This window comes from Escherichia sp. WS547 (genome assembly GCF_046486065.1).
GTDB classification, from domain to species: Bacteria; Pseudomonadota; Gammaproteobacteria; order Enterobacterales; family Enterobacteriaceae; genus Escherichia; species Escherichia coli.
On sequence record NZ_JBJQMA010000001.1, the window covers coordinates 20,171 to 46,643 of the forward strand.

A 26,473-nucleotide genomic window follows, 5' to 3' on the forward strand; every position below is an offset into this window, starting at 1 on the left:
GGAGTGGAAAATGTCTTCCATGACAACAACTGATAATAAAGCCTTTTTGAATGAACTTGCCCGACTGGTGGGTTCTTCACACCTGCTCACCGATCCCGCAAAAACGGCCCGCTATCGCAAGGGCTTCCGTTCTGGTCAGGGCGATGCACTGGCTGTCGTTTTCCCTGGCTCACTACTGGAATTGTGGCGGGTGCTGAAAGCCTGCGTCACCGCCGACAAAATTATTCTGATGCAGGCAGCCAATACAGGTCTGACCGAAGGCTCGACGCCAAACGGTAACGACTATGATCGCGATATCGTGATCATCAGCACCCTGCGTCTCGACAAGCTGCACGTTCTTGGCAAGGGCGAACAGGTGCTGGCCTATCCGGGCACCACGCTTTATTCGCTGGAAAAAGCCCTCAAACCGCTGGGACGCGAACCGCACTCGGTGATTGGCTCATCGTGTATAGGCGCATCGGTCATCGGCGGTATTTGTAACAACTCCGGCGGCTCGCTGGTGCAGCGTGGCCCAGCGTATACCGAAATGTCGTTATTCGCGCGTATAAATGAAGACGGCAAACTGACGCTGGTGAACCATCTGGGGATTGATCTGGGCGAAACGCCGGAGCAGATCCTTAGCAAGCTGGATGACGATCGCATCAAAGATGACGATGTGCGCCACGATGGTCGTCACGCCCACGATTATGACTATGTCCACCGCGTTCGTGATATTGAAGCCGACACGCCCGCACGTTATAACGCCGATCCGGATCGGTTATTTGAATCTTCTGGTTGCGCCGGGAAGCTGGCCGTCTTTGCGGTACGTCTTGATACCTTCGAAGCGGAAAAAAATCAGCAGGTGTTTTATATCGGCACCAACCAGCCGGAAGTACTGACCGAAATCCGCCGTCATATTCTGGCTAATTTCGAAAATCTGCCGGTTGCCGGGGAATATATGCACCGGGATATCTACGATATTGCGGAAAAATACGGCAAAGACACCTTCCTGATGATTGATAAGTTAGGCACCGACAAGATGCCGTTCTTCTTTAATCTCAAGGGGCGCACCGATGCGATGCTGGAGAAAGTGAAATTCTTCCGTCCGCATTTTACCGACCGTGCGATGCAAAAATTCGGTCACCTGTTCCCCAGCCATTTACCGCCGCGCATGAAAAACTGGCGCGATAAATATGAACATCATCTGCTGTTAAAAATGGCGGGCGATGGCGTCGGTGAAGCCAAATCGTGGCTGGTAGATTATTTCAAACAGGCCGAAGGCGATTTCTTTGTCTGTACGCCGGAGGAAGGTAGCAAAGCGTTTTTACACCGTTTCGCCGCTGCGGGCGCAGCAATTCGTTATCAGGCGGTGCATTCCGATGAAGTCGAAGACATTCTGGCGCTGGATATCGCTCTGCGGCGTAACGACACCGAGTGGTATGAGCATTTACCGCCGGAGATCGACAGCCAGCTGGTGCACAAGCTCTATTACGGCCATTTTATGTGCTATGTCTTCCATCAGGATTACATCGTTAAAAAAGGCGTGGATGTGCATGCGTTGAAAGAACAGATGCTGGAACTGCTACAGCAGCGCGGCGCGCAATACCCTGCCGAGCATAATGTCGGTCATTTGTATAAAGCACCGGAGACGTTGCAGAAGTTCTATCGCGAGAACGATCCGACCAACAGTATGAATCCGGGGATCGGTAAAACCAGTAAGCGGAAAAACTGGCAGGAAGTGGAGTAATAATTACGGATGGCAGAGTATCGCCATCCGTAATTCATTTAATCGTTCTGTGCCGTCTGCCCCGCCGCCGCCATTTGGGCGGCTTTTTGTTTTTTATAGCTCAACGCTGCTGCCGGAACAGGCATCACTTTACCGGTTTCAATCCAGGTACGCAGGCGGCTGGCATCGGCAAAATGGGTATATTTGCCAAACGCGTCCATCACTACCAGCGCCACCGGTTTATTATTGATAACCGTACGCATCACCAGACAATGGCCCGCCGCATTGGTAAAGCCGGTTTTGGTTAACTGAATATTCCAGTTATCGCGATACACCAGATGGTTAGTATTGCGGAACGGCAGCGTATACGTCGGGTTAGAGAAGGTTGCCATATCTTCCCGGGTGGTACTTAACTGCCCGATCAACGGATATTGTTTGCTGGCAATGAGCAGTTTGGTTAAGTCACGGGCGGTTGAAACGTTATGCACCGACAATCCGGTCGGTTCAACAAAGCGCGTGTTGTTCATTCCGAGCGATTTCGCTTTCGCATTCATCGCCTTAATAAAGGCTTTGTAACCACCGGGATAATGGTGCGCAAGGCTTGCCGCCGCGCGGTTTTCTGAAGACATCAGCGCCAGCAACAGCATATCTTTACGGCTGATTTCGCTATTCAGTCGTACGCGCGAATAGACCCCTTTCATCTCCGGCGTCTGGCTGATATCCACTTTTAGTTTTTCATCCAGCGGCAGTCGTGCATCCAGCACAACCATCGCGGTCATTAATTTGCTGATAGACGCAATCGGGCGCACCAGATCCGGGTGGTTCGAATAGATCACTTTGTTGGTATTCAGATCAACAATCATCGCGCTACCGGAGGCAATTTCCGGCTGTGAAGCGGTGGTAGCGGCTGCCGTTTTCGCAACGGCCTGCGGTGCAAAAGGCACAGCCAGCATCAGGGCCAGGCTAAATAAAGAAACTCGAAATTTCGGCATGATGAGCATTCAGATAGTGGTTCACGCGCACGGGTTGCGCACCGCCGGAGTAAGGATTTACTGAGGCTAGCGACGCCATCATAACGAGCAAAAAGTGCGATCGTCAAAGGAGAATCGTGAGGAAATGCTGCATTGCTGACATTTACGCCAGCAATGCAACACAAAAGAACTTTCTAGAACAAACGATAACCGTAACCCCATAGTATAACGGTAAGGGCGAGCAGCACTTCCAGCACCAGCACGCCTATCGCCAGCGTCGAACTGGAGAAGCTAAGGCCTTCCTCTTTGTTGATATTCAGGAAGCTCGGAATACCGAGATAAAGCAGGTAGCCGGTGTAAAACAGCGCCACCGTGCCGACCAGCGCACACAACCAGACCAGCGGATAAAGCGCCACCAGACCGCTTAAAAACAGCGGAGTTGCAACGTAGCCCGCGAAGACCATGCAGTGCGCAAGTGACGGACGCTGTGGGTAATTGCGCGCCATCCACCAGATGACCCGCCCCATCACCGCGACCCCAGCCAGCATAACGCCGTAAAACAAGACAGCCAGCGCCAGTCCGGTAAACCAGGATAACTTCAGAATAGTGCCATCGCCAAAATTCCAGCCAATCTGTGTAGTGCCAATGAAGGCGCAAATCACCGGAATCGCCGCCATCAGCAAAACGTGGTGGGTGTAGTGATGAGAAATCGTTTCGTTTTCACGATTAATCACCTGCATTTCACGATCGGGATGGGAAAACAGTCCCCAGACATGGCTCATACCGCCCCCTTGTTGTGAGTTCATGAACCTGACAGTTCAAGTATAAGCCAGCTTGTGATTATTTTTTGTTCGCTCATATAATTTGCACCGTCTGATGTACGTCCTTTTTCAGCGTGAACTATTCACAGGGTGTATGCTTACAGGCAACTAAAGGGAGACAGACTGGCCTATGGATCTCAATACACTCATCTCACAATATGGTTATGCCGCGCTGGTGATCGGTAGCCTGGCGGAAGGTGAAACCGTGACTTTGCTGGGAGGCGTTGCGGCACATCAGGGGCTATTAAAGTTCCCGCTGGTGGTACTTTCTGTGGCGCTTGGCGGCATGATTGGCGACCAGGTGCTTTATCTGTGCGGGCGGCGGTTTGGCGGCAAGCTGTTACGCCGTTTCTCGAAACATCAGGATAAAATTGAGCGGGCGCAGAAACTTATCCAACGCCATCCGTATCTGTTTGTCATTGGTACGCGTTTTATGTATGGCTTTAGGGTGATTGGCCCGACGCTGATTGGTGCCAGCCAGCTGCCGCCGAAAATCTTTCTGCCACTGAATATCCTTGGCGCATTTGCCTGGGCGTTGATTTTTACCACTATCGGTTACGCTGGTGGTCAGGTGATTGCGCCGTGGTTGCACAATCTCGACCAGCATTTGAAGCACTGGGTCTGGTTGATTCTGGTCGTGGTTCTGGTGGTAGGCGTGCGCTGGTGGCTGAAACGACGCGGGAAGAAAAAGCCGGATAATCAGGCGTAAAACCATTGCCTAGGATAAGGCGTTCGCGCCGCATCCGACATCCGGTGCACCATGCCTGATGCGACGCTTGTGCGTCTTATCATGCCTACCCAAATATTACCCATTGAAATAACCACGCACCTCACTGCGCTATTCTGGGTTGAACTGCGGATTCGCCAGCATAAAGCCGCCATCCACTATCAACGACTGCCCAGTGGTGTAATTTGCGCCCTCCGAACAAAGCCACACCACCAGGCTGGCAATCTCATGCGTTGCGCCAAAACGCCGCAAGGGAATCGAAGGCTCCGCGCCGGGCTTCACGTCGCCATCATCCATGCCGTTCATTGGCGTGGCGATCGCCCCAGGTGCAACCGCATTCACCAAAATCTTATGCCTGACCAGCTCCAGCGCCATCGCTTTGGTTAACCCGCCGAGCGCATGTTTAGCGGCTGTGTAGGCGCTGGCATCCGGCAACGGCGTATGTTCATGCACCGACGTAATGTTGATGATGCGACCACCCTGCCCTTGTTTCACCATCTGGCGGGCAGCAATTTGCGAGCATAAAAATGCACCATCGACATCAACGGTAAAAATCTTGCGCCACTCATCGAAAGCCATATCAAGAAACGGCGCTTTGGTCATTGCACCCGCATTATTCACCAGCACATCAATACGCCCCAGCCGTTGAATGAGTTTCTCCAGCGCCAGTGCCCCTTCTGGTAGATTGCCGAGATCCAGCTGCACGATCTCCGCACGTACGCCGTGGCTAACTACCTCACGCGCGGTATCTTTTGCCCCTTCTTCATCTGAGTGCCAGGTAATACCAATATCAAACCCCTGCTGCGCCAGTAATAACGCGCACTCTTTGCCGATCCCCGAATCGGAAGCGGTAATAATCGCAACCTGTGCCATCGAGTTCTCCACTTAACGCTGAATAAACGTTAAGTATAGAAGGCGCATATCATCAGCGTTTGTAACCCCCGCCCAACGCACCAGTGAGTTGAATGGAGGCATCCAGCCACTGCCCTTGCAATAACAGGCCATTGGCCCGCTCACGCAGCGCGGGGATTCTGGCTTCGCTGACCCGGGAACCCGCAATGAGGCCCGCGTTAAAGCGCGCCTGCGCAAGACCTACTACACGCAAGGCATCGCGCTCAATTTGCGCCTGATGCTGGTTTTTCTCCGCCAGTGTCTGAACCTGACTGGCTGCCTGCGCCACGTCATTCACCGCTTCAACCACCGCTTTGTTGTAGCTGGCGATAGACAAGTTGCTTTCGGCTTTTGCGATATCGAGGTTGGCGTTAAGACGACCACTATCGAAAATGGGTAGCGTCAGGCCTGCCGTAACGCCCATTTGCTGCGCGGAATGACGGAACAGATCGCTTAAGTGCAACGCATCCTGTTGCAGGAAGGCCATCAGGTTGATGTCAGGATAAAATGCCGCTTTTGCCGCATCAATAGTGCTTAACGATGACTCAACGTACCAGTGCGCCGCCTGCAAATCTGCCCGCCGGGCCAGTAAGGAGTACCCCAGTTCATCAGGAAGCTGGCTTGCCACTTTCGGCAACGCGACCGGATTAAGCTTCAATGCCTTTGTCTGGTGATTTGTAAGTGCGCTTAACCGTGCCTCAATAATTTTCATTTTCCCCGCGACATCGTTGAGCTGCTGCCGGGTTTTGCTGGCATTAATATCGGTTTCCACACCTTCAACTGAAGAAGTAATCCCGTTCTGATATAGCTGGCGATCGGTGGCGATAATAGTGTTCTGCTCTTTTTCGATTTGCTGTAAGACCGTGTTTAACGCCGCCTGGGTTTGCCACTCCCAGTACAGACGGGCTACGCTGCCAGCCAGCAATTGGCGGGTTTGCTCGCGTTCCGCCGCCCGTGCTTTAACCGTACCCAGGCGAGCAGTAACCTCCGCCCGATTCTTTCCCCAGATATCGAGATGCCAGCCCGCCGTTAAGCCAAAAGTACCGTTGGTGTACCACGGACCGGTCGTACCTGCGGCAGGATCGTTCAGAGCAAACGGCCCCATTAACCCTTCTGCAGACATTTTTTGCCGCTCCATATCCGCAGAAAAGTCGATCTGCGGACCATCCTGAGTGGCAATTGCCTTCGCCTGGGCTTCAGCCAGCTGAATGCGCTGTTCAGCCACCTGCATATCCGGTGCGCTCTGTAGTGCGTTATTAATTAAGGAAGTGAGTTGATTATCGTGATACTCCAGCCACCATTGGCTGTCTGGCCAACCATTTTTCAGCGCCGTGGGTAATGCGGTGTCAACTTGTGCAGCGGGCGTTTGCTGGCTTAACGCCTGGCGGGTTTCATGCATAGGCGCACACCCGGTCAGCATCAGTAACAGCGGAAAACAGGCGATGGCTGGATAAAAAAAATCACGATTCATGGGGGAATAATCAGGTAAGAAAAGGTGCGCGGAGATTACCGTGTGTTGCGATATATTTTTTAGTTTCGCGTGGCAATACATCAGTGGCAATAAAACGACATATCCAGAAAAATATACACTAAGTGAATGATATCTTCCGATTTATCTTAATCGTTTATGGATAGCGGCAAAGGGCTTCGTTTTTTCCTATACTTATTCAGCACTCACAAATAAAGGAACGCCAATGAAAATTATACTCTGGGCTGTATTGATTATTTTCCTGATTGGGCTACTGGTGGTGACTGGCGTATTTAAGATGATATTTTAAAATTAATTAATGTCATCAGATCCGAAAATAACGAGAATATTTCAGTCTCTCATCCTGTTGCGCTCCTGTCATGTGCATTGCTTCATATAATCACTGGCGCAAGGAGCGCGCAGGGGGCGACCAATCGCCGCCGCCCCCTGCACCCCCGGGCTCTGGCGAACAAAATCGCCGCTGCGCGGTGCCCTCGGCTTATCCCTTACGGCTACCGGGTCGGGCGCGAGGTAACATCCCTGTAAAACGCGCCCTCAGCCCACATCCATGTGGGCTGCCCCGGCCTTCAGGGAACGCCTCGGCGATTTTGACGCCACCAAACAACCGTGCGGCCTATTGATAAAGAGCTAACACATTGTCAAAAAACATCACTATGGTTTCTTAGAGTTTCTCGATATCAATTGCCTGAATAGCCCTTGCAATATCATGGGAATTATTCAACACCCGAACATGCTGAAATAATTCCGTTGCTTCATCGTATTCTTTACGCAAATAACTCAACCACTGTTTAATCCGCGCTACGTGATATAACCCGGTATCGCCCTGCTTTTCCAGACGGGTATATTTTTGCAGCAAAGCAACCACCTCCGGCCACGGCATTCGCGGTTCGTTATATTTTACCACACGGCTCAGGTTGGGAATATTGAGCGCCCCGCGACCAATCATCACTGCGTCGCAGCCGCTGATCGCCATGCATTGTTGCGCGCTCTGCCAGTCCCAGATTTCACCGTTGGCAATCACCGGAATATTCAGCCGCTGGCGAATATCGCCAATCGCCTGCCAGTCAATATGCTCCGCGCGGTAACCCTGCTCTTTCGTCCGCCCATGCACCACCAGCTCCGTAGCGCCAGCCTGTTGCACCGCGTCGGCGATTTCAAATTTCTTCTCACCGCTGTCCCAGCCCAGACGCACTTTTACGCTGACGGGCAAATGCGCTGGTACAGCTTCACGCATCGCTTTTGCCCCCTGGTAGATGAGTTCAGGATCTTTGAGTAACGTCGCCCCACCGCCGCTACCGTTAACCGTTTTCGACGGGCAGCCGCAATTGAGATCCACGCCCCAGGAACCTAACTCCACCGCACGGGCGGCGTTCTCTGCCAGCCATTGTGGGAACTGACCTAACAACTGCACGCGCACCAGCGTACCGGAAGGTGTCCGGCTGGCATTTTGTAGCTCAGGGCAAATGCGATGAAAGACTTTTATTGGCAGCAGTTGATCCACCACGCGGACAAACTCGGTGATGCACAGATCGTAGTCGTTAACTTCGGTCAGCAATTCACGCACCAGAGAGTCAAGCACTCCCTCCATCGGTGCCAGTAACACACGCATATCATCACCCGCAAAAAAATGAGGCGCTATGTTAGCGCCTATAGTCAACGGATTAAAGGTCTGCAAAGAGGGATTGCTGCAAACTGCAATCCCTCTCTATTCTTGATGTATGCCTGAGTTCGCTGCTCATTGCGTAATGCCCGGGAGCGAAAAAATAAGCGCTGATTTCTTAATGTGATCGGTAGCACGTTTTACGAATTAATTGTATGATGAATCCATCTCATCTGGGGTGTTGATTATGAGTAAGACACTGAACATTATCTGGCAATATTTACGTGCTTTTGTCCTGATTTATGCCTGCCTGTATGCAGGCATTTTCATTGCTTCACTGCTACCGGTAACCATTCCGGGCAGCATCATCGGGATGCTGATCCTGTTTGTCCTGCTGGCCTTGCAAATTCTTCCGGCGAAATGGGTCAATCCGGGGTGCTACGTACTGATTCGCTATATGGCGCTATTGTTTGTGCCGATTGGCGTAGGCGTCATGCAATATTTTGATTTGCTCCGCGCACAGTTTGGCCCGGTAGTGGTTTCCTGTGCAGTCAGTACGCTGGTGGTTTTTCTGGTGGTGAGCTGGAGTTCGCAACTGGTGCATGGTGAACGTAAAGTCGTAGGTCAGAAAGGATCAGAAGAATGATGGCGAATATCTGGTGGTCATTACCGCTGACATTGATTGTCTTTTTTGCCGCCCGCAAACTGGCGGCACGGTATAAGTTTCCCTTGCTTAACCCGTTGCTGGTAGCAATGGTGGTGATCATTCCTTTTTTAATGCTGACCGGCATCTCTTACGACAGCTACTTTAAAGGTAGCGAAGTGCTAAACGATCTACTGCAACCGGCGGTCGTTGCGCTGGCCTATCCTTTATATGAGCAGCTACACCAGATCCGCGCGCGCTGGAAATCGATCATCACCATCTGTTTTATCGGCAGCGTGGTTGCGATGGTGACGGGGACTTCCGTGGCATTGTTGATGGGCGCTTCACCGGAAATCGCCGCGTCAATCCTGCCGAAATCAGTCACCACGCCTATTGCAATGGCGGTTGGCGGCAGTATTGGCGGTATTCCGGCAATCAGCGCAGTTTGCGTGATTTTCGTCGGCATCCTCGGCGCTGTGTTTGGCCATACATTGCTTAATGCGATGCGTATCCGTACCAAAGCTGCGCGCGGTCTGGCAATGGGGACTGCCTCGCACGCCCTCGGTACGGCGCGCTGCGCCGAGCTGGATTATCAGGAAGGTGCGTTTAGTTCGCTGGCACTGGTGTTATGCGGGATTATTACTTCGCTGATCGCACCGTTCCTTTTCCCGATTATTCTGGCAGTAATGGGCTAAAATTTGCGATGCGTCGCGCATTTTTGATGTAAGTTTCACGCGTTGCATAATTAATGAGATTCAGATCACATATAAAGCCATAACGGGTTCGTAAACTGTTATCCCATTACATGATTATGAGGCAACGCCATGCATCCACGTTTTCAAACCGCTTTTGCCCAACTTGCGGATAACTTGCAATCTGCACTGGAACCTATTCTGGCAGACAAGTACTTCCCCGCTTTGTTGACCGGGGAGCAAGTCTCATCGCTAAAGAGCGCAACGGGGCTGGACGAAGACGCGCTGGCATTCGCACTACTTCCGCTGGCGGCGGCCTGTGCGCGTACGCCATTGTCGAATTTTAATGTTGGCGCAATTGCGCGCGGTGTGAGCGGAACCTGGTATTTTGGTGCCAATATGGAATTTATTGGTGCGACAATGCAGCAAACCGTTCATGCCGAACAAAGCGCGATCAGCCACGCCTGGTTGAGTGGTGAAAAAGCGCTTGCAGCCATCACCGTTAACTACACGCCTTGTGGTCACTGCCGTCAGTTTATGAATGAACTAAACAGCGGTCTGGATCTGCGTATTCATCTGCCGGGCCGCGAGGCACACGCGCTGCGTGACTATCTACCGGATGCCTTTGGGCCGAAAGATCTGGAGATTAAAACGCTGCTGATGGACGAGCAGGATCACGGCTATGCGCTGACGGGTGATGCGCTTTCTCAGGCAGCGATTGCGGCGGCAAACCGTTCGCACATGCCTTACAGTAAGTCGCCAAGCGGTGTCGCGCTGGAATGTAAAGACGGTCGTATTTTCAGCGGCAGTTACGCTGAAAACGCCGCATTCAACCCGACTCTGCCACCGTTGCAGGGAGCGTTAATTCTATTGAATCTCAAGGGTTATGATTACCCGGATATCCAGCGCGCGGTTCTGGCAGAAAAAGCCGATGCGCCGTTGATTCAGTGGGATGCCACCTCCGCAACACTGAAAGCTCTCGGCTGTCACAATATCGACCGCGTGCTTCTCGCTTAAGCCTGGTGCCGGATGCGGCGTGAACGCCTTGTCCGGCTTGCCAGCCCTCTCCTGGTGTCGAAAATCCCGGCAAACAGTTTGCCGTTTCTTGCGCAAAACCAGCGGGTAAAGTAGCCTGATGGAAATTTTCCTTAGATCGAGTCTCCTGCATGTTAAAGCGCGTGTTCCTCAGCCTGTTAGTCCTGATCGGCTTGCTGCTGTTGACTGTGCTCGGCCTCGATCGCTGGATGAGCTGGAAAACCGCGCCTTATATCTACGACGAATTGCAGGATCTCCCCTACCGCCAGGTCGGTGTGGTGCTCGGCACAGCAAAATATTATCGTACTGGTGTAATTAATCAGTATTATCGCTACCGTATTCAAGGAGCGATTAATGCCTATAACAGCGGTAAGGTAAATTATCTATTACTGAGCGGCGATAACGCATTGCAAAGTTATAATGAGCCGATGACCATGCGCAAAGATTTAATCGCTGCTGGTGTCGACCCATCAGATATTGTTCTCGATTACGCAGGCTTTCGTACGCTGGATTCCATCGTGCGTACACGCAAAGTTTTCGATACTAATGATTTCATTATTATCACCCAACGTTTCCACTGTGAGCGGGCATTATTTATTGCGCTGCATATGGGGATTCAGGCTCAGTGTTATGCCGTACCGTCACCGAAGGATATGCTGTCAGTACGTATTCGCGAATTTGCCGCCCGTTTCGGTGCGCTGGCTGACCTTTATATTTTTAAACGTGAACCGCGTTTTTTAGGGCCGCTGGTCCCTATTCCGGCTATGCACCAGGTGCCGGAAGATGCGCAGGGGTATCCCGCCGTCACGCCCGAACAGTTACTTGAATTACAAAAGAAACAAGGAAAGTAGTTATGGATGTACAGCATTTTTTTGTCGTTGCCGTTTTTTTCCTCATTCCGATATTTTGTTTCCGCGAAGCATGGAAAGGCTGGCGCGCAGGCGCGATTGATAAACGGGTTAAAAATGCACCGGAACCGGTGTATGTCTGGCGAGCAAAAAATCCCGGACTCTTCTTCGCTTATATGGTGGCATATATCGGCTTCGGAATTTTATCTATCGGCATGATTGTTTATCTTATTTTCTATCGTTAATATTTTCTCTTTTCTGTTAATTATTGAGAATAATTATTACTTCACTCAATAAGCTGCGGATATAACATTCTGAACCGCAGCTATTTGTGAATCCTTTCACAGTTTAAATTTCCCCACGCGCATAGCCTTAATATCAGCACGCAATATTTATACTCTAAATAATTCAAGTTGCAGGAAGGCGACAAGTGAGTGAGTCCCCAGGAGCTTACATAAGTAAGTGACTGGGGTGAGCGAACGCAGACGCAGCACATGCAACTTGAAGTATGACGAGTATATTTAGCGTTCGCCTTAATTACTCATAGCATTAAGGAAGATCACATGCCGCAACAAAATTATCTGGATGAACTCACTCCGGCTTTTACACCGTTACTGGCGATTAAAGAAGCCTCTCGCTGCTTATTATGTCACGACGCTCCCTGTAGTCAGGCTTGCCCGGCACAGACCGATCCGGGGAAATTTATTCGCTCAATCTACTTTCGTAATTTTAAAGGCGCTGCCGAGACAATTCGTGAAAATAATGCCCTCGGTGCCGTTTGTGCCAGAGTGTGCCCGACGGAGAAATTATGCCAAAGCGGTTGTACCCGTGCCGGTGTTGATACTCCCATTGATATCGGTCGCTTACAGCGTTTTGTTACTGATTTTGAACAACAAACTGGGATGGAAATTTATCAGCCCGGTACTAAAACGCTCGGCAAAGTCGCCATTATTGGCGCGGGTCCTGCCGGATTGCAGGCCAGTGTGACACTGACAAACCAGGGTTATGACGTCACGATCTATGAGAAAGAAGCACAACCCGGTGGCTGGTTGCGTAACGGCATTCCGCAATTCCGGTTACCGCAATCAGTACTGGATGCAGAAATCGCCCGTATTGAAAAAATGGGCGTGACCATTAAGTGCAATAACGAAATCGGTAAAACACTCACCCTGGAGCAGCTGAAAGCGGAAAACCGCGCGGTACTGGTCACCGTGGGGTTATCTAGCGGTTCCGGGCTACCACTGTTTGAGCATAGCGACGTTGAGATTGCCGTCGACTTCTTGCAACGTGCACGACAGGCGCAAGGCGATATCAGCATTCCACAAAGCGCATTAATTATCGGCGGCGGTGATGTCGCGATGGACGTAGCCAGCACGCTGAAAGTTCTCGGCTGTCAGGCAGTAACTTGCGTAGCGCGTGAAGAGTTAGATGAGTTTCCGGCAAGCGAAAAAGAGTTTGCCAGCGCCCGGGAGCTGGGCGTTTCGATCATTGATGGATTCACGCCAGTAGCCGTGGAAGGCAATAAAGTCACGTTTAAGCATGTACGGTTACCGGGCGAACTGACGATGGCGGCAGATAAAATTATTCTCGCCGTCGGTCAGCATGCCAGACTGGATGCCTTTGCGGAGTTAGAGCCGCAGCGTAACACCATCAATACACAAAATTACCAGACCCGCGACCCGCAAGTCTTTGCTGCTGGCGATATTGTTGAGGGTGACAAAACCGTGGTCTATGCAGTGAAAACCGGGAAAGAAGCCGCCGGGGCGATTCATCATTATTTAGAGGGAGCTTGCTCATGTTAACGAAAGATCTTTCTATTACCTTTTGCGGCGTGAAGTTTCCCAACCCGTTCTGCCTCTCTTCTTCGCCGGTAGGCAACTGCTATGAGATGTGTGCCAAAGCCTACGACACAGGCTGGGGTGGCGTGGTGTTTAAAACGATCGGTTTTTTTATCGCCAACGAAGTCTCGCCGCGTTTTGATCATCTGGTGAAAGAAGATACCGGTTTTATCGGCTTCAAAAATATGGAGCAAATTGCTGAACATCCGTTGGAAGAGAATCTGGCCGCCCTGCGTCGGCTGAAAGAAGATTACCCGGACAAAGTATTGATCGCTTCGATCATGGGCGAAAATGAGCAGCAATGGGAAGAGCTGGCGCGTCTGGTGCAAGAAGCTGGCGCGGATATGATCGAGTGTAACTTCTCCTGTCCGCAAATGACTTCTCATGCGATGGGTAGCGATGTCGGGCAAAGCCCGGAGCTGGTAGAAAAATATTGTCGGGCAGTAAAACGTGGTTCCACGCTGCCGATGCTGGCGAAGATGACGCCGAATATCGGTGATATGTGCGAAGTGGCGCTGGCTGCGAAGCGCGGCGGCGCAGATGGCATTGCGGCGATTAACACCGTTAAATCCATCACCAATATCGATCTTAATCAGAAAATTGGTATGCCGATCGTTAACGGTAAATCGAGTATTTCCGGATATTCCGGTAAAGCGGTAAAACCGATCGCTCTGCGCTTTATTCAGCAAATGCGCACCCATCCAGAGCTGCGCGATTTCCCGATCAGCGGTATCGGCGGTATCGAAACCTGGGAAGATGCGGCAGAGTTTTTATTGCTCGGTGCAGCGACGTTGCAGGTGACCACCGGCATTATGCAGTACGGCTATCGCATCGTAGAAGATATGGCGAGCGGGTTGTCGCATTATCTCGCCGATCAGGGATTTGATTCGTTGCAGGATATGGTAGGTCTGGCGAATAACAATATTGTCCCGGCGGAAGATTTAGACCGCAGTTATATTGTCTATCCCCATATCAATCTCGATAAATGTGTTGGCTGTGGACGCTGTTATATTTCCTGTTACGACGGCGGTCACCAGGCGATGGAATGGAGCGAGAAAACACGCACGCCGCATTGTAATACCGAGAAATGTGTTGGTTGCCTGCTTTGTGGTCACGTCTGCCCGGTGGGTTGTATTGATCTCGGAGAAGTGAAGTTTAAGAAGGGAGAGAAAGAACACCCGGTAACGTTGTAAAACCAGCGACGCATCCGGCATTTGGCACCGATTGCCGGATGCGACGCATCCGGCAATACCCACAATCACATCACTTCTTACGCGCGTATTTCAGTGAATCCAGCGCTACGGCGAAGATAATAATCGCCCCTTTGATGATGTACTGCCAGTATGGGTTTACACCGATGTACGTCAGGCCATAGTTAATGACCGTAAAGATAATTACCCCGGTCACCACGCCAATCACCGTCCCCACACCGCCGCTGAACGATACACCGCCTACCACGCACGCCGCGATAGCATCCAGCTCATACATAAAGCCGAGGTTGTTGGTGGCAGAGCCGATACGTCCGGCTTCTAACATCCCGCCAAAGGCATAGAACACGCCAGACAACGCGTAGATCATCAGCAGGTTCAGGCCGACGTTGACACCAGATACTTTTGCCGCTTCCGGGTTACCGCCAATGGCAAAAATGTTCTTACCGAAGCGGGTTTTGTTCCACAACACCCAGACGAACGCCACCGCAATCAACGCGTAGAAGGTGATGTAAGAGAGACGGAAACTCCCCAGCGCGACAAAGCCCTGAGCAAAGGTAGAGAAGCCACTGTCAAAACCAGAAATTGGCGACGCACCGACAAAGTCGTAATAGAGCGAGTTGATGCCATAGACGATGATCATCGTGCCGAGCGTGGTAATGAACGGCGTCACGTTGAGATAAGCGATAATCAGGCCGTTAATCAAACCGATCACCGCACCAATGGCACAGACAATCAGAATAACCAGCGCAATCGGCATCGTCGCCATTTCCGGGAACACTTTGTTGGCGTTATCCATCGACTGCAATAACGTCGCCGCTACTACTGCCGCCAGCCCCACCTGGCGACCTGCGGAAAGGTCAGTCCCCTGGGTGACAATTAACCCTGCCACGCCGAGCGCGATAATAATACGCACCGATGACTGGGTGAGAATATTACTTAAGTTCAACAAACTTAAAAATGTTGGATCCTGGAAAATAATAATGGCCAGCAAAACTAAAAGAACGACGTAAATTCCGCCCTCTTTCAGGTAAGTAAGAAAACTTTTCTTATTTAACGCACTCATGGGAAGCCCCTAATCTTAAAGGTGCAAAGACGCAAGACGCAGAATTTCGTTTTGCGTTGTTGTTTTTGTATCGACAATTCCAGAAACGAGACCATTGCTCATGACCAGAATACGGTCTGTTATCCCTAACAGCTCTGGCATTTCGGAGGAGATAATAATAATCCCCTTGCCTTTCTTCGCCAGCTCGGCAATTAACTGATAAATTTCAAACTTCGCTCCAACATCAATACCGCGCGTCGGTTCATCGAGCATTAATATTTCTGGTTGCGTTAGTAGCCAGCGACCAATAATCACCTTTTGCTGATTACCACCGGAGAGCGAACCAATTTGCGTCCGATGACCCGGCGTTTTTACCCGCATCGAATCAATCACCCACTGGGTATCGCTTTTCATCCGCGAGTTATCCAGTAAACCAACTTTATTTTTGTAGTTGCGAATATTGGAAATTAACGAGTTAAAACCGATATCCAGATAGGCATAAATTCCCGTTGAGCGGCGCTCCTCAGTTACCAGAGCAAATCCGTGGTTTATGGCTTCATTGGCATTATGGTTATTGATCTTTTTGCCGTGCAACGTAATGGTGCCAGCCGATTTCTCGCGAATACCAAATAACGTCTCAACAATATCGGTACGTTTCGCCCCCACCAGCCCGGCAATACCGAGGATCTCCCCTTTATGCAGGTCAAACGACACATCGCGAATCGATGGCTGGCGCAGCGACGTCAGGTTACGTACTTCAAGAATCACTTCGCCCGGCTTGTTTTCTTTGTCAGGGAAACGCTGGTTAAGAGAACGCCCAACCATCATGGCGATGATCTTGTCCATCGTCAGCCCTGCCAGCGGTTCGGTAGCGATCCACTGACCGTCGCGCAATACGGTAACTTCATCACATAACTGGAAGATTTCTTCCATTTTATGCGAGATATAAACAATACCGCAGCCGCGCTCTTTTAATTTACGAATAATAGTGAACAGATGATTGACCTCTTTTTCGGTTAACGAAGAAGTCGGTTCATCCATAATCACAATTTTCGCGTTATAGGAAAACGCTTTGGCGATTTCGATCATCTGCATTTGCGAAACGGATAATGTGCCGACGCGCGCACGCGGATCGATATCAATATCCAGTTCATCAAAAATCGCTTTGGTTTCGCGGTACATTTTGTCCTGATCGACAAACATGCCTTTGGTGGGATATCGCCCCAGCCACATGTTATCCATCACCGAACGTTGTAATACCAGGTTTAACTCCTGGTGTACCATCGAAATACCATTTTCCAGCGCTTCTTTTGCAGAATGGAAATCGATCTCTTTACCCTGGAATAAAATGGTGCCGGAGTCTTTTTGATAAATACCAAACAGGCATTTTAATAATGTTGATTTTCCTGCGCCGTTTTCCCCCATTAATGCATGGATAGAATGTGGCCGGACTTTTAAATTAACGTTATCAAGTGCCTTAACACCAGGAAAAGACTTGTTGATACCGCTCATTTCCAACAAGTATTCCCCGGAAGACGGAGTCGTTGAGCTGACCATATAATTTTACCTTGTTGGCCATACAATAAGGGCGCAGTAAACGACTGCGCCCAATCAGTCTTATTTCTTGCTGAATTCAGCCAGGTTGTCTTTATCTACGCCAACATAAGGTACGCGGACCACTTTGTTGTCGATTTTCCAGTTGGTGCCATCAGCCGCACCTTTGCCATCGGCCAGGTTTTTCGCCAAATCAAAGGTCGCTTTCGCCTGGTTGTTAGCATCGTTCAGTACGGTGCCCGCCAGTGCACCGGATTTCACCAGCGCCAGCGCTTCTGGCAGCGCATCGACGCCAAACACCGGAATGCTGGACTTGTTGTGTGCTTTCAGTGCTTCTACCGCGCCCATTGCCATCGCATCGTTGTTGGCGATAACCACTTCGATTTTGTTGGCGTTCGGGCCAGACAGCCAGGCGTCCATCTTATCTTTCGCCTGAGCGGTATCCCACATAGCGGTATCTAACTGTAACTGTTCAGTTTTGATGCCTTTGTCGTTCAATTCTTTAATCACGTAAGTGGTACGTGCTTCTGCATCCGGATGGCCCGGCTCACCTTTCAGCAGTACGAACTGAATCTGACCGTCTTTGTTCAGATCCCAACCCTGATTCGCCGCCCAGTGTTTAGCAATCAAATCGCCCTGAATAATGCCGGACTCTTTGGAGTCAGTGCCAACGTAGTAGGCTTTGTCGTAGCTATCCAGCGCCTTACGAGATGGTTCTTTGTTAAAGAAAACCACCGGCACGTTTTGCCCACGCGCTTTCTCAATCACCGTACCCGCAGCTGCCGGGTCAACCAGGTTGATTGCCAGTGCCTTCACCCCTTTCGCCAGCAATACGTCGATCTGATCGTTCTGCTTGGACTGGTCATTCTGAGAATCATTCATCAGCAGCTGAACATCTGGCGCGGCTTTCGCATCTTGCTCAATAGCCTTGCGCACTACAGACATAAAGTTATCGTCGTACTTATAGATTGTTACACCAATGCGAGTATCAGCAGCGTGTGCAGCGGCACCGAATAACATGCTGGCCATCACAGCAGATAGGGTTAACACCTTCTTATTCATGGTATCTCCGGTTTTTCTTATGCAGGGTAGTGCTTGAGATAAATGCTCGGCGGGGCAGTAGAGTTAATGAAGTGTTACTGAACGCCGAAGCTCACTTTTTAAAATTCGTTCTTCCATGCCCGGTAACGCTCCAGAAAACGGCTTTAATTGTTGTTATGACGCTATTACCTCGGTGAAAGTGATTATTCACTGTTACATACGGGTTACAACGTTAAAACGGTGCAATCATAGCTATCACATTGTTAAGATACTGTGAAATCACTCACAGATTGAAAGCGGTTACATCGCCAGATTTGTTGAGTTAGTGATCGCCGCCGCATTCTGGCGCGTTGCGACAGAATGGCGACGCACTAACGTCGGCATAAAACAGTGGCTGGCACGCGGATCAATATTGCCTGCTGCCCCCTGCAAGGCCAGTTCGGTGGCTAATTTAGCCATTGAAGCAATGGGATAACGCACAGTCGTTAATTGCGGGTCGGTGTAACGGGCGATGGGAATATCATCGAAACCGATGATTGAGAGATGTAACGGAATCGCAATGCCATTATCTTTTAATGCTGTCAGTGCGCCAGCGGCCATATTGTCGTTATAAGCAAATACAGCGGTAAGTTGTAGATTGCGCCCCAGCAGTTCAACCATCGCCGCCTCACCGCCCGGCATGTCCGGCGTGCCAGTGCCAATCCAGCTTTCCGGCGGAATAATATCCTGCTCTTTCAACGCACTCATCCAGCCTGCTTTACGCATGGCGTCATCTTCAATGCCGTGACTGGAAGAAAGATAACCAATACGTTGATGACCGTTATTCAGCAACATGCGCGTCGCCATTCGGGCACCGCTGAGATTATCCAGGCAAACGCAACGATGGGCGTACCCCGGCACAACGCGGTTGATTAACACCATACCGGGAATGTTATCCATAAATTGTGCCAGTTCATCGTCACTCAATGCTTTTGAGTGAACAATCAACGCATTACAACGCTGGCGAATTAACACCTCAATGGCGTGACGCTCTTTTTCCGCTTCATGATAGCTATTGCCGATTAGCACGTATTTCTGATGCTGCTGGGCGACCAGACCCACCGCTTTTACCAGCGCGCCGAAAAACGCATCAGAAACGTCCATCACCACCACGCCAATGGTGTCGCTAACCTGAGTTGCCAGCGCCTGGGCATTGGCATTTGGTCGATAATCCAGCTCACTAACGGCTTTCATTACTGCTTCACGCGTGTCGGCACTGACCAGCGTGCTGTTATTGAGCACTCGGGAAACCGTTGCCACAGAGACGCCAGCCTGACGCGCTACATCACGAATGGTGATCATATTCACTACCTGTTATGAGATTGCAGTAAATGACTGCTTGCTGGCGGCTATTTTGTCAGCACTGAATACAGGACTTCGTGAATCGAGTCACAGCAATGGAAACGGTTACAGCCGTTTTGTTAACGAATGTGATCCAGATCGTTATCTTGATGTTTTAGATATTGCCGGTCCGGCAGCACGCAAAGTTAACTGACGCCAGAGCCATTCCATCGGCCCCTGGCGGAAGTAACGCAGCCAGATAACAGAGAAGAGGATATTCGCCAGCCATACCGGAATAACAAACGCCAGCAGCTCCAGGCGGTCAAACAGCATAAACAAACCGAGGTGGTAAAAAAGCGTGGTACAAATCAGCGTTTGCAATAGATAGTTGGTCAGTGCCATCCGTCCGACGCAGGCGATTGCCAGTACCAGCTTAAAGCGGCTTAATTGCGGCCAGAAGCCATAAAACAGCGACGCATAGCCAATCGCCTGAAACGGCGCACTCAGTTCCCGCGGCATTTGAAGTAAGAAGGCACACCAGCGATACGCCCAGTCCAGCTGCCATTGCAGGGCGATGGCAGGAAGGTTAATGGTCACCCCAATCGCCACCAGCACAAAACCAGTACGACGATAGTGACGTAAGCTGAACTGCCCTTTCAGCCAGCCGCTGCGCATCAGCGCCGCACCAATGAGCATCATCCCTGCCAGTTGCCAGCCATACTGTGCGCCCAGTGCCAGTAAACTGTTGCCAACACCGTCGGCACGATTACTGATCGCTTCAACGCCGCCGTGAAGCTTCCAGTATTTTTCATACAAAATAGCCGATGCATCCGGCGTCCAGGCGCGGCTGGTCTGGCTGTCGGAAATCAGCCCCAATAACATCAAAACGCCAAGCCCCACCAGATAAAGCATGACGCCTGTATTAAACAGGCTTTTTACTGATGGCGCATCGCGCACCAGCCGCCAGCAGATTAAGCCCACCAGCCCGTAAGCCAGCAGAATATCGCCGTCCCAGAACAATAAACCGTGAATAAAGCCCAGCAAGACTAACAGCGTTAACCGCGACTGGATCCAGCGTCTGCCACGGGGCAGCAACATTTGCAGGCCAGCACCAAACAGCAGCGCAAAAAGCGTGAGGAATTTCACCTGGCCGATGAGATCGAGAAATGCCCAGGTCCATGCATCCTGCGGCGTAATAGCGCCGTACCAGGCGGGATTGAGATAAGCCGCCTTTGGTAGCCCAAAGGCGCTGATGTTTAATAGCAGGATCCCCAGAATGGCGACGCCGCGAACAAAATCGAGCGTGACGTTGCGCTCCATGGTTCCTGCCTTTTAATCAGTTGTGATGACGCACAGCGCGCAGAAATTCGTGGCGCGTATTCTGACTGGATTTGAACAATCCACCAAGAGAGGTCGTTGTTGTGGCACTGGTTGCGTCGCGGATGCCACGCGCTTTCACGCAGTAATGCACCGCGTCGATAGAGACAGCCACGTTATTGGTGCCCAGCAGCGTTTGTAGCGCAATGAGAATTTGCTGGGTCAGACGTTCCTGCACCTGCGGACGCTGGGCAAAGAACTGCACGATGCGGTTAATTTTTGACAGACCGATCACCGAATCTTTCGGGATATAAGCCACCGTCGCTTTGCCATCTATGGTAACAAAATGGTGTTCACAGGTGCTGGTCAGGGTGATATCGCGCACGGTGACCATTTCATCGACCTTCATTTTGTTTTCAATGAGGGTGATTTTCGGGAAATTGGCGTAATCCAGACCGGAGAAAATTTCATCGACATACATTTTAGCGATGCGATGCGGCGTTTCCATCAAACTGTCATCAGCCAGGTCGAGATTCAGCAGCTGCATGATTTCGGTCATATGACCAGCAATAAGGCTTTTGCGCGTTTCGTTATCCATTTCATGCACGGGCGGGCGCAGCGGTGTTTCCAGTCCTCGCGCAACTAACGCTTCATGAACCAGGGCCGCTTCTTTACTGAGTGATGGCATTTATGATTTCTCCTGCAGGTGTGACGCCTCCGCCCTGCGTGGGGGCAAAGTTATTAAGCTGATTTACAGCCTGATTATTGTGCGTGAGGCGGCGCACATAATCCAGTATTCACAGCGATAATTATTGTAATTGCCGCTGCCTTTCATCAGCAGATGTTAAAACATCGTTATGCAAATACGGAAGTGAAAGTTACTCACAGCACATTGAATAAACGGTATGATGAAGAAATTGCAAACAACACAACAAGGAGCCACGCATGGAAATGCTCGAAGAGCACCGCTGTTTTGAAGGCTGGCAGCAACGCTGGCGACACGACTCCAGTACCTTAAACTGCCCGATGACGTTCAGTATCTTTCTCCCACCACCTCGTGATCACACCCCGCCACCAGTGCTGTACTGGCTTTCCGGATTAACCTGCAATGACGATAACTTCACCACCAAGGCGGGTGCCCAGCGCGTGGCGGCAGAACTGGGGATTGTACTGGTAATGCCAGACACCAGCCCGCGCGGCGAACAGGTTGCCAACGACGATGGCTACGATTTAGGCCAGGGCGCGGGGTTTTATCTTAACGCCACGCAACCGCCTTGGGCGACGCATTACCGGATGTATGATTATCTGCGCGATGAATTACCGGCGCTGATTCAGTCGCAATTTAATGTCAGCGACCGCTGCGCTATTAGCGGTCATTCAATGGGTGGTCACGGTGCATTGATTATGGCGCTGAAAAACCCGGGCAAATACACCAGCGTTTCCGCCTTTGCGCCGATTGTGAATCCATGCAGCGTACCCTGGGGCATTAAAGCGTTTAGCACCTATTTAGGTGAGGACAAAAATGCATGGCTGGAATGGGACAGTTGTGCGCTGATGTATGCCAGTAACGCGCAGGATGCGATCCCGACGCTTATCGATCAGGGTGATAATGATCAGTTTCTTGCCGACCAGCTGCAACCCGCAGTGCTGGCAGAAGCCGCGCGCCAGAAAGCGTGGCCGATGACGCTGCGTATTCAGCCGAGATATGATCACAGTTACTACTTCATCGCCTCTTTTATAGAGGATCATTTGCGCTTCCATGCGCAACATTTACTGAAGTAAAGTCTGCCCGGTTCGCCGGGCATCTTCTCATCAGAAGCGATAATCCACTGCCATAAAGTAACGACGTCCGTCTTCGTTATAGCTGTAATCGTCACGACTGAGATCCTTGTCGCCAAGGTTCAGCACGCCTGCGCGCAGTTTGACGTCTTTAGTCACCTGCCAGGCCGCACCGGTATTCCAGATGGTATAACCGCCCGGTGTTTTAGCCGTCGCGCTGTCGGCGCGTTTCTGCCCGGTATAGTGACCAGAAACATAGAATGACCAGTCTTCCAGCGCCAGCGGTTTCCAGTCCAGCGTACCGTTAGCGGTATGGAACGGCAGATCGGATAAAGGTTTATTTTCGCCGTTGCTGACATCACGACCATCGTTGTAGGTGTAGTTGAGTGACAGTTTCCATTCATCGTTGAACGGAATTTTCAGCTCGGTTTCCACGCCCTGAATACGTGCTTTGTTAACGTTGTAGTAGCTGAATACCGGCACACCGTTCGCTGTAAAACCAACAAAGTTTTGGTAGCCCGGTGCAGCGTTGACGTCAGACGTACGGCTGATGCTGATACGATCTTTCACATCGTTACGGAAAACGGTAACGCTGGACTCCACCCCTTCCAGCCAGCCGTCTTCGCCCATGTAGTAAAGCCCCAGTTCCCAACTTTCGCTGGTTTCTGGTTTCAGATCCGGGCTACCCACAATCTTACATGCGCCACGGCAAGAATTGCTCGTCCAGTCAGGGCTAAGTTGCAACAGAGAAGGTGCTTTAAATGCCGTCGCCCAGCCCCCTTTTACCGTTACGGTGTCGGTGGCGTTATAAACCAGGTAGGCACGCGGACTCCAGCGTTCACCGTAGGTTTCATGATCGTCCATACGTACGCCGGTCGTCAGCGCCAGCGGCTCGAAGATCCGCCATTCATCTTCCACAAACAGCGCGTACTGGCTGGCAGACGTTTTGGAGCTGGTTCCCCCAGTCAGGTTCACCGCATCGCTAAGTTTGTCGTGACGCCATTCACCGCCAACCGTGAGAAACTGATTAATCGCCGTCAGCGGCAACGTGTATTTGCCGTCGACCGTATTGCTTTCGGAAGTTATCGGGCTGCTGTTGCCAGGGTTTTTGTTCTCGACTTTCTCACCGTAGTATTTCAGTTCGCTGGTGCCGTAATCCCAACGCCCATTATGGCTGACGGAGTAGTTCTGGCGTTCCAGGCGGTTTTTGTCCAGCGAGTCGGAATCACGATCCTGACGGTCGAAACCGTATCCGGCAGTAAAATCGTGATTTTGATTCGGTGTCCAGGCAAATTCGACATTGCCGTCGCGGCTGGAGAATCCTTCAATACGCGGCGTTTCTCCGGTATCGGTGGTCGTTGAGTTTTGCGGGTCATCCTTTTCACGTTTTGCCAGGCTGCCGTAAGCTTTCATTCCCAGCACACCGTCAATTAATGGTCCGCTGGTAAAGAACTGACCGTTATAGGTATCACCGCGATCGCGATGTTCCTGAATGGTGGTATCGACGGTAACGGTACCCGACCATTTCTGACCGATTTTTTTGGTGATGATATTCACTACACCGCCGAGCGCATCGGAACCGTACAGCGACGACATCGGGCCACGGACCACTTCAATACGTTCGATGGAATCGACCGGGATCCAGTTCAGATCGAAATCATTGTGGCGGAAGACGGCATTGCGGGAGTTAACGCGTTTACCGTCGACGAGAATCAGGGTGTAGCTGCTGTCAAGACCACGAATACTAACGCCCTTACGGTTATCCCCTTCGTTCGTCAGTTGTACGCCAGGCACTTCTTTGAGGACATCCTTCAGATTCTGTACCGGTTTTCGCTGCAGGTCTTCCTGGGTAATGACGCTGATACTGGCGGGTGCATCTTTAAGGTTTTGCTCAACGGAAGATGCAGTGACAACCATCGTTTCGCCATCATCATCGACCGCTAACACAGGCCATGCACAAGAAATAGCGGACAAACACAGCCCGACCCGTACGAAAGGGTTCAACCTAAACATTCCATATCTCCATGAGGTAACTACGAAAATAAAATGGGTATCGCTCACATCTTCTTTACGTCCCCTTGCGTACGGCAGCATCGCGGTGGACTTATTTGTATGCAGGTGATCATCCCAGAAAGCCGGAACAGCCTCTGATTTGTCAGCCTTTTTTGATTGCGGCGTAACGATAATGCAAACGATAACAATTATCAATCCAAATGTTAAATTTTATATCCGCATGATTTGTCAGGGAAATGGAATTGAAAAAGCCCTCTCGGTTGAGAGGGCTTAGCAAGGAAGGGAGGAAACTTATTTCTTATCGTTCTGCGGGAACTTCATTTCACTGTAGCGTACGAAGTGAGTTCCTTTAATCAGCTTGTAGCCGAACCAAATAATCAGGAACAGCGGGATACCAATATACGTTGCCGCTACGCCGCCCCAGTCAATGGTATCTTTAAGGAACGCTTCGTAGTTCTGGCCCAAAGTGATAATCAGACACAGAATGAATGCGAAGATCGGCCCCAATGGGAAGAAACCTGAACGGTACGGCAGATCGTTAATGTCGTGTCCCTGCAATACGTAACCGCGACGGAAGCGATAGTGGCTAATGGCAATCCCCAGCCAGGCGATAAAACCGGTCATCCCGGAGGTGTTCAGCAGCCACAGGTATACCGTCTGGTTGCCAAACATGGAGGTCAGGAAGCACAGACCGGCAATCACCGTCGTCGCATACAGCGCATTACGCGGCACGCCACCACGCGACAGTTTAGCGAAAATGCGCGGCGCTTTACCGTCACACGCCAGGGTGTACAGCATACGAGTAGACGCATACATACCGGAGTTACCCGCTGACAGCACCGCCGTCAGAATAACTGCGTTCATCACCGCCGCCGCAGAGAGCAGACCCGCGTGCTGGAACACCAGGGTGAACGGACTGACGCTGATGTCTTTAACATCGTTACGCAGCAGGCTCGGATCGGTGTACGGAATAATCAGGCTGATAATCAGGATCGCGAACACATAGAACAACAGGATTCGCCAGAACACCTGACGTACCGCGCGTGGAATGTTTTTCGCCGGATCTTCGGACTCGCCTGCAGCAATACCGATCAGCTCGGTTCCCTGGAAAGAGAAGCCGACAATCATAGCTACGCCGATCATCGCCGCAAAACCACCAGCAAACGGCGCTTCGCCGATTGTCCAGTTGCTCCAGCCCGCAGGCTGCGCGCCTTTGAAGATACCGATAATCATCAGCACGCCAACGATGATAAAGACAATAACTGTCGTGACTTTGATCAGTGAGAACCAGTATTCCGCTTCACCAAAGCCGCGAACTGAGATGTAGTTCAGCAGGAAGATAACGCCGAGGAACAGCGCACTCCAGATCCAGCCCGGTGTATCCGGGAACCACCAGCTCATGACCAGCTGAGCTGCAACCAGGTCAACGGCGATAGTCACCGCCCAGTTGTACCAGTAGTTCCAGCCCAGCGCGAAGCCAAAGCCTTCTTCAACATAGTTCTGACCATAAGTGGCAAACGAACCGGAAACCGGCATATATGCAGCCAGTTCACCGAGACTGGTCATCAGGAAGTAAACCATCAGGCCAATCAACATATACGAGAGCAATGCCCCGCCCGGACCTGCCTGAGAAATCGTTGCGCCAGAGGCAACAAAAAGACCTGTACCGATGGAACCGCCAATGGCAATCATCGTCAGGTGACGCGCCTTTAATTCACGGCGTAAGCCCGGCGCTTCTGTGGTTTTAGTTTCGGAAACCATACAAAAATGCTATCCATCTTAAAAATGAGGCGCGATTGTAGCAGACGATTGGCAATCCTTCCGGCAGAAATACACGGTTATAAGACACCTTCATGATCGCCCAGGGATTATAAGTAAAGCAGCCAATCTCTTTTCTGGCGAATGCATGCTGAGGGCGCTGCGTCACGAAATCGAC

General features: G+C 51.1%; 24 protein-coding genes. 11 read left to right on the forward strand and 13 right to left on the reverse strand.

Annotation, left to right across the window (positions count from 1 at the left end; genetic code table 11):
• Positions 1 to 10: 10 nt before the first annotated feature.
• Positions 11 to 1,726, forward strand: coding sequence for a D-lactate dehydrogenase (gene dld / locus ACJHWK_RS00085; protein WP_000097400.1), 1,716 nt, complete (start codon positions 11 to 13; stop codon positions 1,724 to 1,726).
• A gap of 38 nt (positions 1,727 to 1,764) precedes the next feature.
• Here the strand turns inward: dld and pbpG are convergent, their stop codons facing one another.
• Together pbpG and ACJHWK_RS00095 are read right to left on the reverse strand one after the other, a co-directional pair.
• Positions 1,765 to 2,697 (reverse strand): D-alanyl-D-alanine endopeptidase, encoded by a 933-nt coding sequence (gene pbpG / locus ACJHWK_RS00090; RefSeq protein WP_001319943.1) that lies wholly within the window; start codon positions 2,695 to 2,697, stop codon positions 1,765 to 1,767.
• A 173-nt stretch (positions 2,698 to 2,870) separates the two neighbouring features.
• Positions 2,871 to 3,458, reverse strand: a complete 588-nt coding sequence (locus tag ACJHWK_RS00095; RefSeq protein WP_001295454.1) for a Yip1 family protein — start codon at positions 3,456 to 3,458, stop codon at positions 2,871 to 2,873.
• A gap of 169 nt (positions 3,459 to 3,627) precedes the next feature.
• Here ACJHWK_RS00095 and ACJHWK_RS00100 point away from each other — a divergent pair, with 169 nt between their 5' ends.
• Complete coding sequence (locus ACJHWK_RS00100) at positions 3,628 to 4,206, forward strand: DedA family protein (RefSeq protein WP_000365433.1); 579 nt, start codon at positions 3,628 to 3,630, stop codon at positions 4,204 to 4,206.
• Between the two features lie 129 nt (positions 4,207 to 4,335).
• Here the strand turns inward: ACJHWK_RS00100 and ACJHWK_RS00105 are convergent, their stop codons facing one another.
• Positions 4,336 to 5,097, reverse strand: coding sequence for an SDR family oxidoreductase (locus ACJHWK_RS00105; protein ID WP_000079537.1), 762 nt, complete (start codon positions 5,095 to 5,097; stop codon positions 4,336 to 4,338).
• 52 nt (positions 5,098 to 5,149) lie between these two features.
• Positions 5,150 to 6,586, reverse strand: a complete 1,437-nt coding sequence (gene mdtQ, locus ACJHWK_RS00110) for a multidrug resistance outer membrane protein MdtQ (RefSeq protein WP_001078043.1) — start codon at positions 6,584 to 6,586, stop codon at positions 5,150 to 5,152.
• A 223-nt stretch (positions 6,587 to 6,809) separates the two neighbouring features.
• Here mdtQ and yohP point away from each other — a divergent pair, with 223 nt between their 5' ends.
• Entirely contained in the window at positions 6,810 to 6,893 is an 84-nt protein-coding gene (gene yohP, locus ACJHWK_RS00115) for a small membrane protein YohP (protein WP_000691708.1), read from the forward strand.
• A gap of 372 nt (positions 6,894 to 7,265) precedes the next feature.
• On the opposite strand, the gene dusC is transcribed toward yohP, so the two are convergent.
• On the reverse strand, positions 7,266 to 8,213 hold the full coding sequence (gene dusC / locus ACJHWK_RS00120) for a tRNA dihydrouridine(16) synthase DusC (RefSeq protein ID WP_001264849.1): 948 nt from the start codon (positions 8,211 to 8,213) through the stop codon (positions 7,266 to 7,268).
• Between the two features lie 238 nt (positions 8,214 to 8,451).
• Between dusC and ACJHWK_RS00125 the strand changes: the two genes are divergently transcribed.
• The 7 genes from ACJHWK_RS00125 (at position 8,452) to preA (ending at position 14,453) form a co-directional block, all read left to right on the forward strand.
• Positions 8,452 to 8,850 (forward strand): CidA/LrgA family protein, encoded by a 399-nt coding sequence (locus ACJHWK_RS00125; RefSeq protein WP_001295452.1) that lies wholly within the window; start codon positions 8,452 to 8,454, stop codon positions 8,848 to 8,850.
• Positions 8,847 to 9,542 (forward strand): CidB/LrgB family autolysis modulator, encoded by a 696-nt coding sequence (locus ACJHWK_RS00130; RefSeq protein WP_000968208.1) that lies wholly within the window; start codon positions 8,847 to 8,849, stop codon positions 9,540 to 9,542. Before ACJHWK_RS00125 ends, ACJHWK_RS00130 begins: the two co-directional genes overlap by 4 nt.
• Positions 9,543 to 9,671: 129 nt before the next feature.
• Entirely contained in the window at positions 9,672 to 10,556 is an 885-nt protein-coding gene (cdd, locus tag ACJHWK_RS00135; RefSeq protein WP_000553553.1) for a cytidine deaminase, read from the forward strand.
• A 149-nt stretch (positions 10,557 to 10,705) separates the two neighbouring features.
• Positions 10,706 to 11,425 (forward strand): outer membrane permeability protein SanA, encoded by a 720-nt coding sequence (gene sanA / locus ACJHWK_RS00140; RefSeq protein WP_000920064.1) that lies wholly within the window; start codon positions 10,706 to 10,708, stop codon positions 11,423 to 11,425.
• Between the two features lie 2 nt (positions 11,426 to 11,427).
• Entirely contained in the window at positions 11,428 to 11,667 is a 240-nt protein-coding gene (locus ACJHWK_RS00145; protein WP_000383045.1) for a DUF2542 family protein, read from the forward strand.
• Positions 11,668 to 11,985: 318 nt separating this feature from the next.
• Positions 11,986 to 13,224, forward strand: a complete 1,239-nt coding sequence (preT, locus tag ACJHWK_RS00150; RefSeq protein WP_001136378.1) for an NAD-dependent dihydropyrimidine dehydrogenase subunit PreT — start codon at positions 11,986 to 11,988, stop codon at positions 13,222 to 13,224.
• Complete coding sequence (preA, locus tag ACJHWK_RS00155; protein WP_000956064.1) at positions 13,218 to 14,453, forward strand: NAD-dependent dihydropyrimidine dehydrogenase subunit PreA; 1,236 nt, start codon at positions 13,218 to 13,220, stop codon at positions 14,451 to 14,453. Before preT ends, preA begins: the two co-directional genes overlap by 7 nt.
• Before the next feature lie 70 nt (positions 14,454 to 14,523).
• Here the strand turns inward: preA and mglC are convergent, their stop codons facing one another.
• The 6 genes from mglC to folE form a co-directional block, all read right to left on the reverse strand.
• On the reverse strand, positions 14,524 to 15,534 hold the full coding sequence (gene mglC / locus ACJHWK_RS00160) for a galactose/methyl galactoside ABC transporter permease MglC (protein ID WP_001275118.1): 1,011 nt from the start codon (positions 15,532 to 15,534) through the stop codon (positions 14,524 to 14,526).
• A gap of 15 nt (positions 15,535 to 15,549) precedes the next feature.
• Positions 15,550 to 17,070 (reverse strand): galactose/methyl galactoside ABC transporter ATP-binding protein MglA, encoded by a 1,521-nt coding sequence (gene mglA / locus ACJHWK_RS00165; protein ID WP_000255032.1) that lies wholly within the window; start codon positions 17,068 to 17,070, stop codon positions 15,550 to 15,552.
• A gap of 60 nt (positions 17,071 to 17,130) precedes the next feature.
• Positions 17,131 to 18,129 carry a galactose/glucose ABC transporter substrate-binding protein MglB gene (gene mglB, locus ACJHWK_RS00170; protein ID WP_001036964.1) on the reverse strand — a complete coding sequence of 333 codons (999 nt, stop codon included), beginning with the start codon at positions 18,127 to 18,129 and terminating at the stop codon, positions 17,131 to 17,133.
• Between the two features lie 279 nt (positions 18,130 to 18,408).
• Positions 18,409 to 19,449, reverse strand: a complete 1,041-nt coding sequence (gene galS / locus ACJHWK_RS00175; protein WP_001520851.1) for an HTH-type transcriptional regulator GalS — start codon at positions 19,447 to 19,449, stop codon at positions 18,409 to 18,411.
• A 141-nt stretch (positions 19,450 to 19,590) separates the two neighbouring features.
• Complete coding sequence (yeiB, locus tag ACJHWK_RS00180) at positions 19,591 to 20,748, reverse strand: DUF418 domain-containing protein YeiB (RefSeq protein WP_021517207.1); 1,158 nt, start codon at positions 20,746 to 20,748, stop codon at positions 19,591 to 19,593.
• A 16-nt stretch (positions 20,749 to 20,764) separates the two neighbouring features.
• A complete protein-coding gene (gene folE / locus ACJHWK_RS00185) occupies positions 20,765 to 21,433 on the reverse strand; it encodes a GTP cyclohydrolase I FolE (RefSeq protein WP_001139613.1) in 669 nt (222 codons plus the stop codon).
• Between the two features lie 257 nt (positions 21,434 to 21,690).
• Between folE and yeiG the strand changes: the two genes are divergently transcribed.
• The gene (yeiG, locus tag ACJHWK_RS00190; protein WP_021517208.1) at positions 21,691 to 22,527 is read left to right on the forward strand and encodes an S-formylglutathione hydrolase; all 837 of its coding nucleotides are present in this window, start codon (positions 21,691 to 21,693) and stop codon (positions 22,525 to 22,527) included.
• Positions 22,528 to 22,557: 30 nt separating this feature from the next.
• Here yeiG and cirA read toward each other — a convergent pair whose 3' ends face one another.
• Entirely contained in the window at positions 22,558 to 24,537 is a 1,980-nt protein-coding gene (gene cirA, locus ACJHWK_RS00195) for a catecholate siderophore receptor CirA (RefSeq protein ID WP_170886093.1), read from the reverse strand.
• A 291-nt stretch (positions 24,538 to 24,828) separates the two neighbouring features.
• Complete coding sequence (gene lysP, locus ACJHWK_RS00200; protein ID WP_000253273.1) at positions 24,829 to 26,298, reverse strand: lysine-specific permease; 1,470 nt, start codon at positions 26,296 to 26,298, stop codon at positions 24,829 to 24,831.
• Positions 26,299 to 26,473: the final 175 nt, after the last annotated feature.

Coding starts and splice junctions, on each gene's coding strand:
- dld (WP_000097400.1), top strand. CDS start 11: ATGTCTTCCATGACAACAACTGATAATAAAGCCTTTTTGAATGAACTT.
- pbpG (WP_001319943.1), bottom strand. CDS start 2,697: ATGCCGAAATTTCGAGTTTCTTTATTTAGCCTGGCCCTGATGCTGGCT.
- ACJHWK_RS00095 (WP_001295454.1), bottom strand. CDS start 3,458: ATGAGCCATGTCTGGGGACTGTTTTCCCATCCCGATCGTGAAATGCAG.
- ACJHWK_RS00100 (WP_000365433.1), top strand. CDS start 3,628: ATGGATCTCAATACACTCATCTCACAATATGGTTATGCCGCGCTGGTG.
- ACJHWK_RS00105 (WP_000079537.1), bottom strand. CDS start 5,097: ATGGCACAGGTTGCGATTATTACCGCTTCCGATTCGGGGATCGGCAAA.
- mdtQ (WP_001078043.1), bottom strand. CDS start 6,586: ATGAATCGTGATTTTTTTTATCCAGCCATCGCCTGTTTTCCGCTGTTA.
- yohP (WP_000691708.1), top strand. CDS start 6,810: ATGAAAATTATACTCTGGGCTGTATTGATTATTTTCCTGATTGGGCTA.
- dusC (WP_001264849.1), bottom strand. CDS start 8,213: ATGCGTGTGTTACTGGCACCGATGGAGGGAGTGCTTGACTCTCTGGTG.
- ACJHWK_RS00125 (WP_001295452.1), top strand. CDS start 8,452: ATGAGTAAGACACTGAACATTATCTGGCAATATTTACGTGCTTTTGTC.
- ACJHWK_RS00130 (WP_000968208.1), top strand. CDS start 8,847: ATGATGGCGAATATCTGGTGGTCATTACCGCTGACATTGATTGTCTTT.
- cdd (WP_000553553.1), top strand. CDS start 9,672: ATGCATCCACGTTTTCAAACCGCTTTTGCCCAACTTGCGGATAACTTG.
- sanA (WP_000920064.1), top strand. CDS start 10,706: ATGTTAAAGCGCGTGTTCCTCAGCCTGTTAGTCCTGATCGGCTTGCTG.
- ACJHWK_RS00145 (WP_000383045.1), top strand. CDS start 11,428: ATGGATGTACAGCATTTTTTTGTCGTTGCCGTTTTTTTCCTCATTCCG.
- preT (WP_001136378.1), top strand. CDS start 11,986: ATGCCGCAACAAAATTATCTGGATGAACTCACTCCGGCTTTTACACCG.
- preA (WP_000956064.1), top strand. CDS start 13,218: ATGTTAACGAAAGATCTTTCTATTACCTTTTGCGGCGTGAAGTTTCCC.
- mglC (WP_001275118.1), bottom strand. CDS start 15,534: ATGAGTGCGTTAAATAAGAAAAGTTTTCTTACTTACCTGAAAGAGGGC.
- mglA (WP_000255032.1), bottom strand. CDS start 17,070: ATGGTCAGCTCAACGACTCCGTCTTCCGGGGAATACTTGTTGGAAATG.
- mglB (WP_001036964.1), bottom strand. CDS start 18,129: ATGAATAAGAAGGTGTTAACCCTATCTGCTGTGATGGCCAGCATGTTA.
- galS (WP_001520851.1), bottom strand. CDS start 19,449: ATGATCACCATTCGTGATGTAGCGCGTCAGGCTGGCGTCTCTGTGGCA.
- yeiB (WP_021517207.1), bottom strand. CDS start 20,748: ATGGAGCGCAACGTCACGCTCGATTTTGTTCGCGGCGTCGCCATTCTG.
- folE (WP_001139613.1), bottom strand. CDS start 21,433: ATGCCATCACTCAGTAAAGAAGCGGCCCTGGTTCATGAAGCGTTAGTT.
- yeiG (WP_021517208.1), top strand. CDS start 21,691: ATGGAAATGCTCGAAGAGCACCGCTGTTTTGAAGGCTGGCAGCAACGC.
- cirA (WP_170886093.1), bottom strand. CDS start 24,537: ATGTTTAGGTTGAACCCTTTCGTACGGGTCGGGCTGTGTTTGTCCGCT.
- lysP (WP_000253273.1), bottom strand. CDS start 26,298: ATGGTTTCCGAAACTAAAACCACAGAAGCGCCGGGCTTACGCCGTGAA.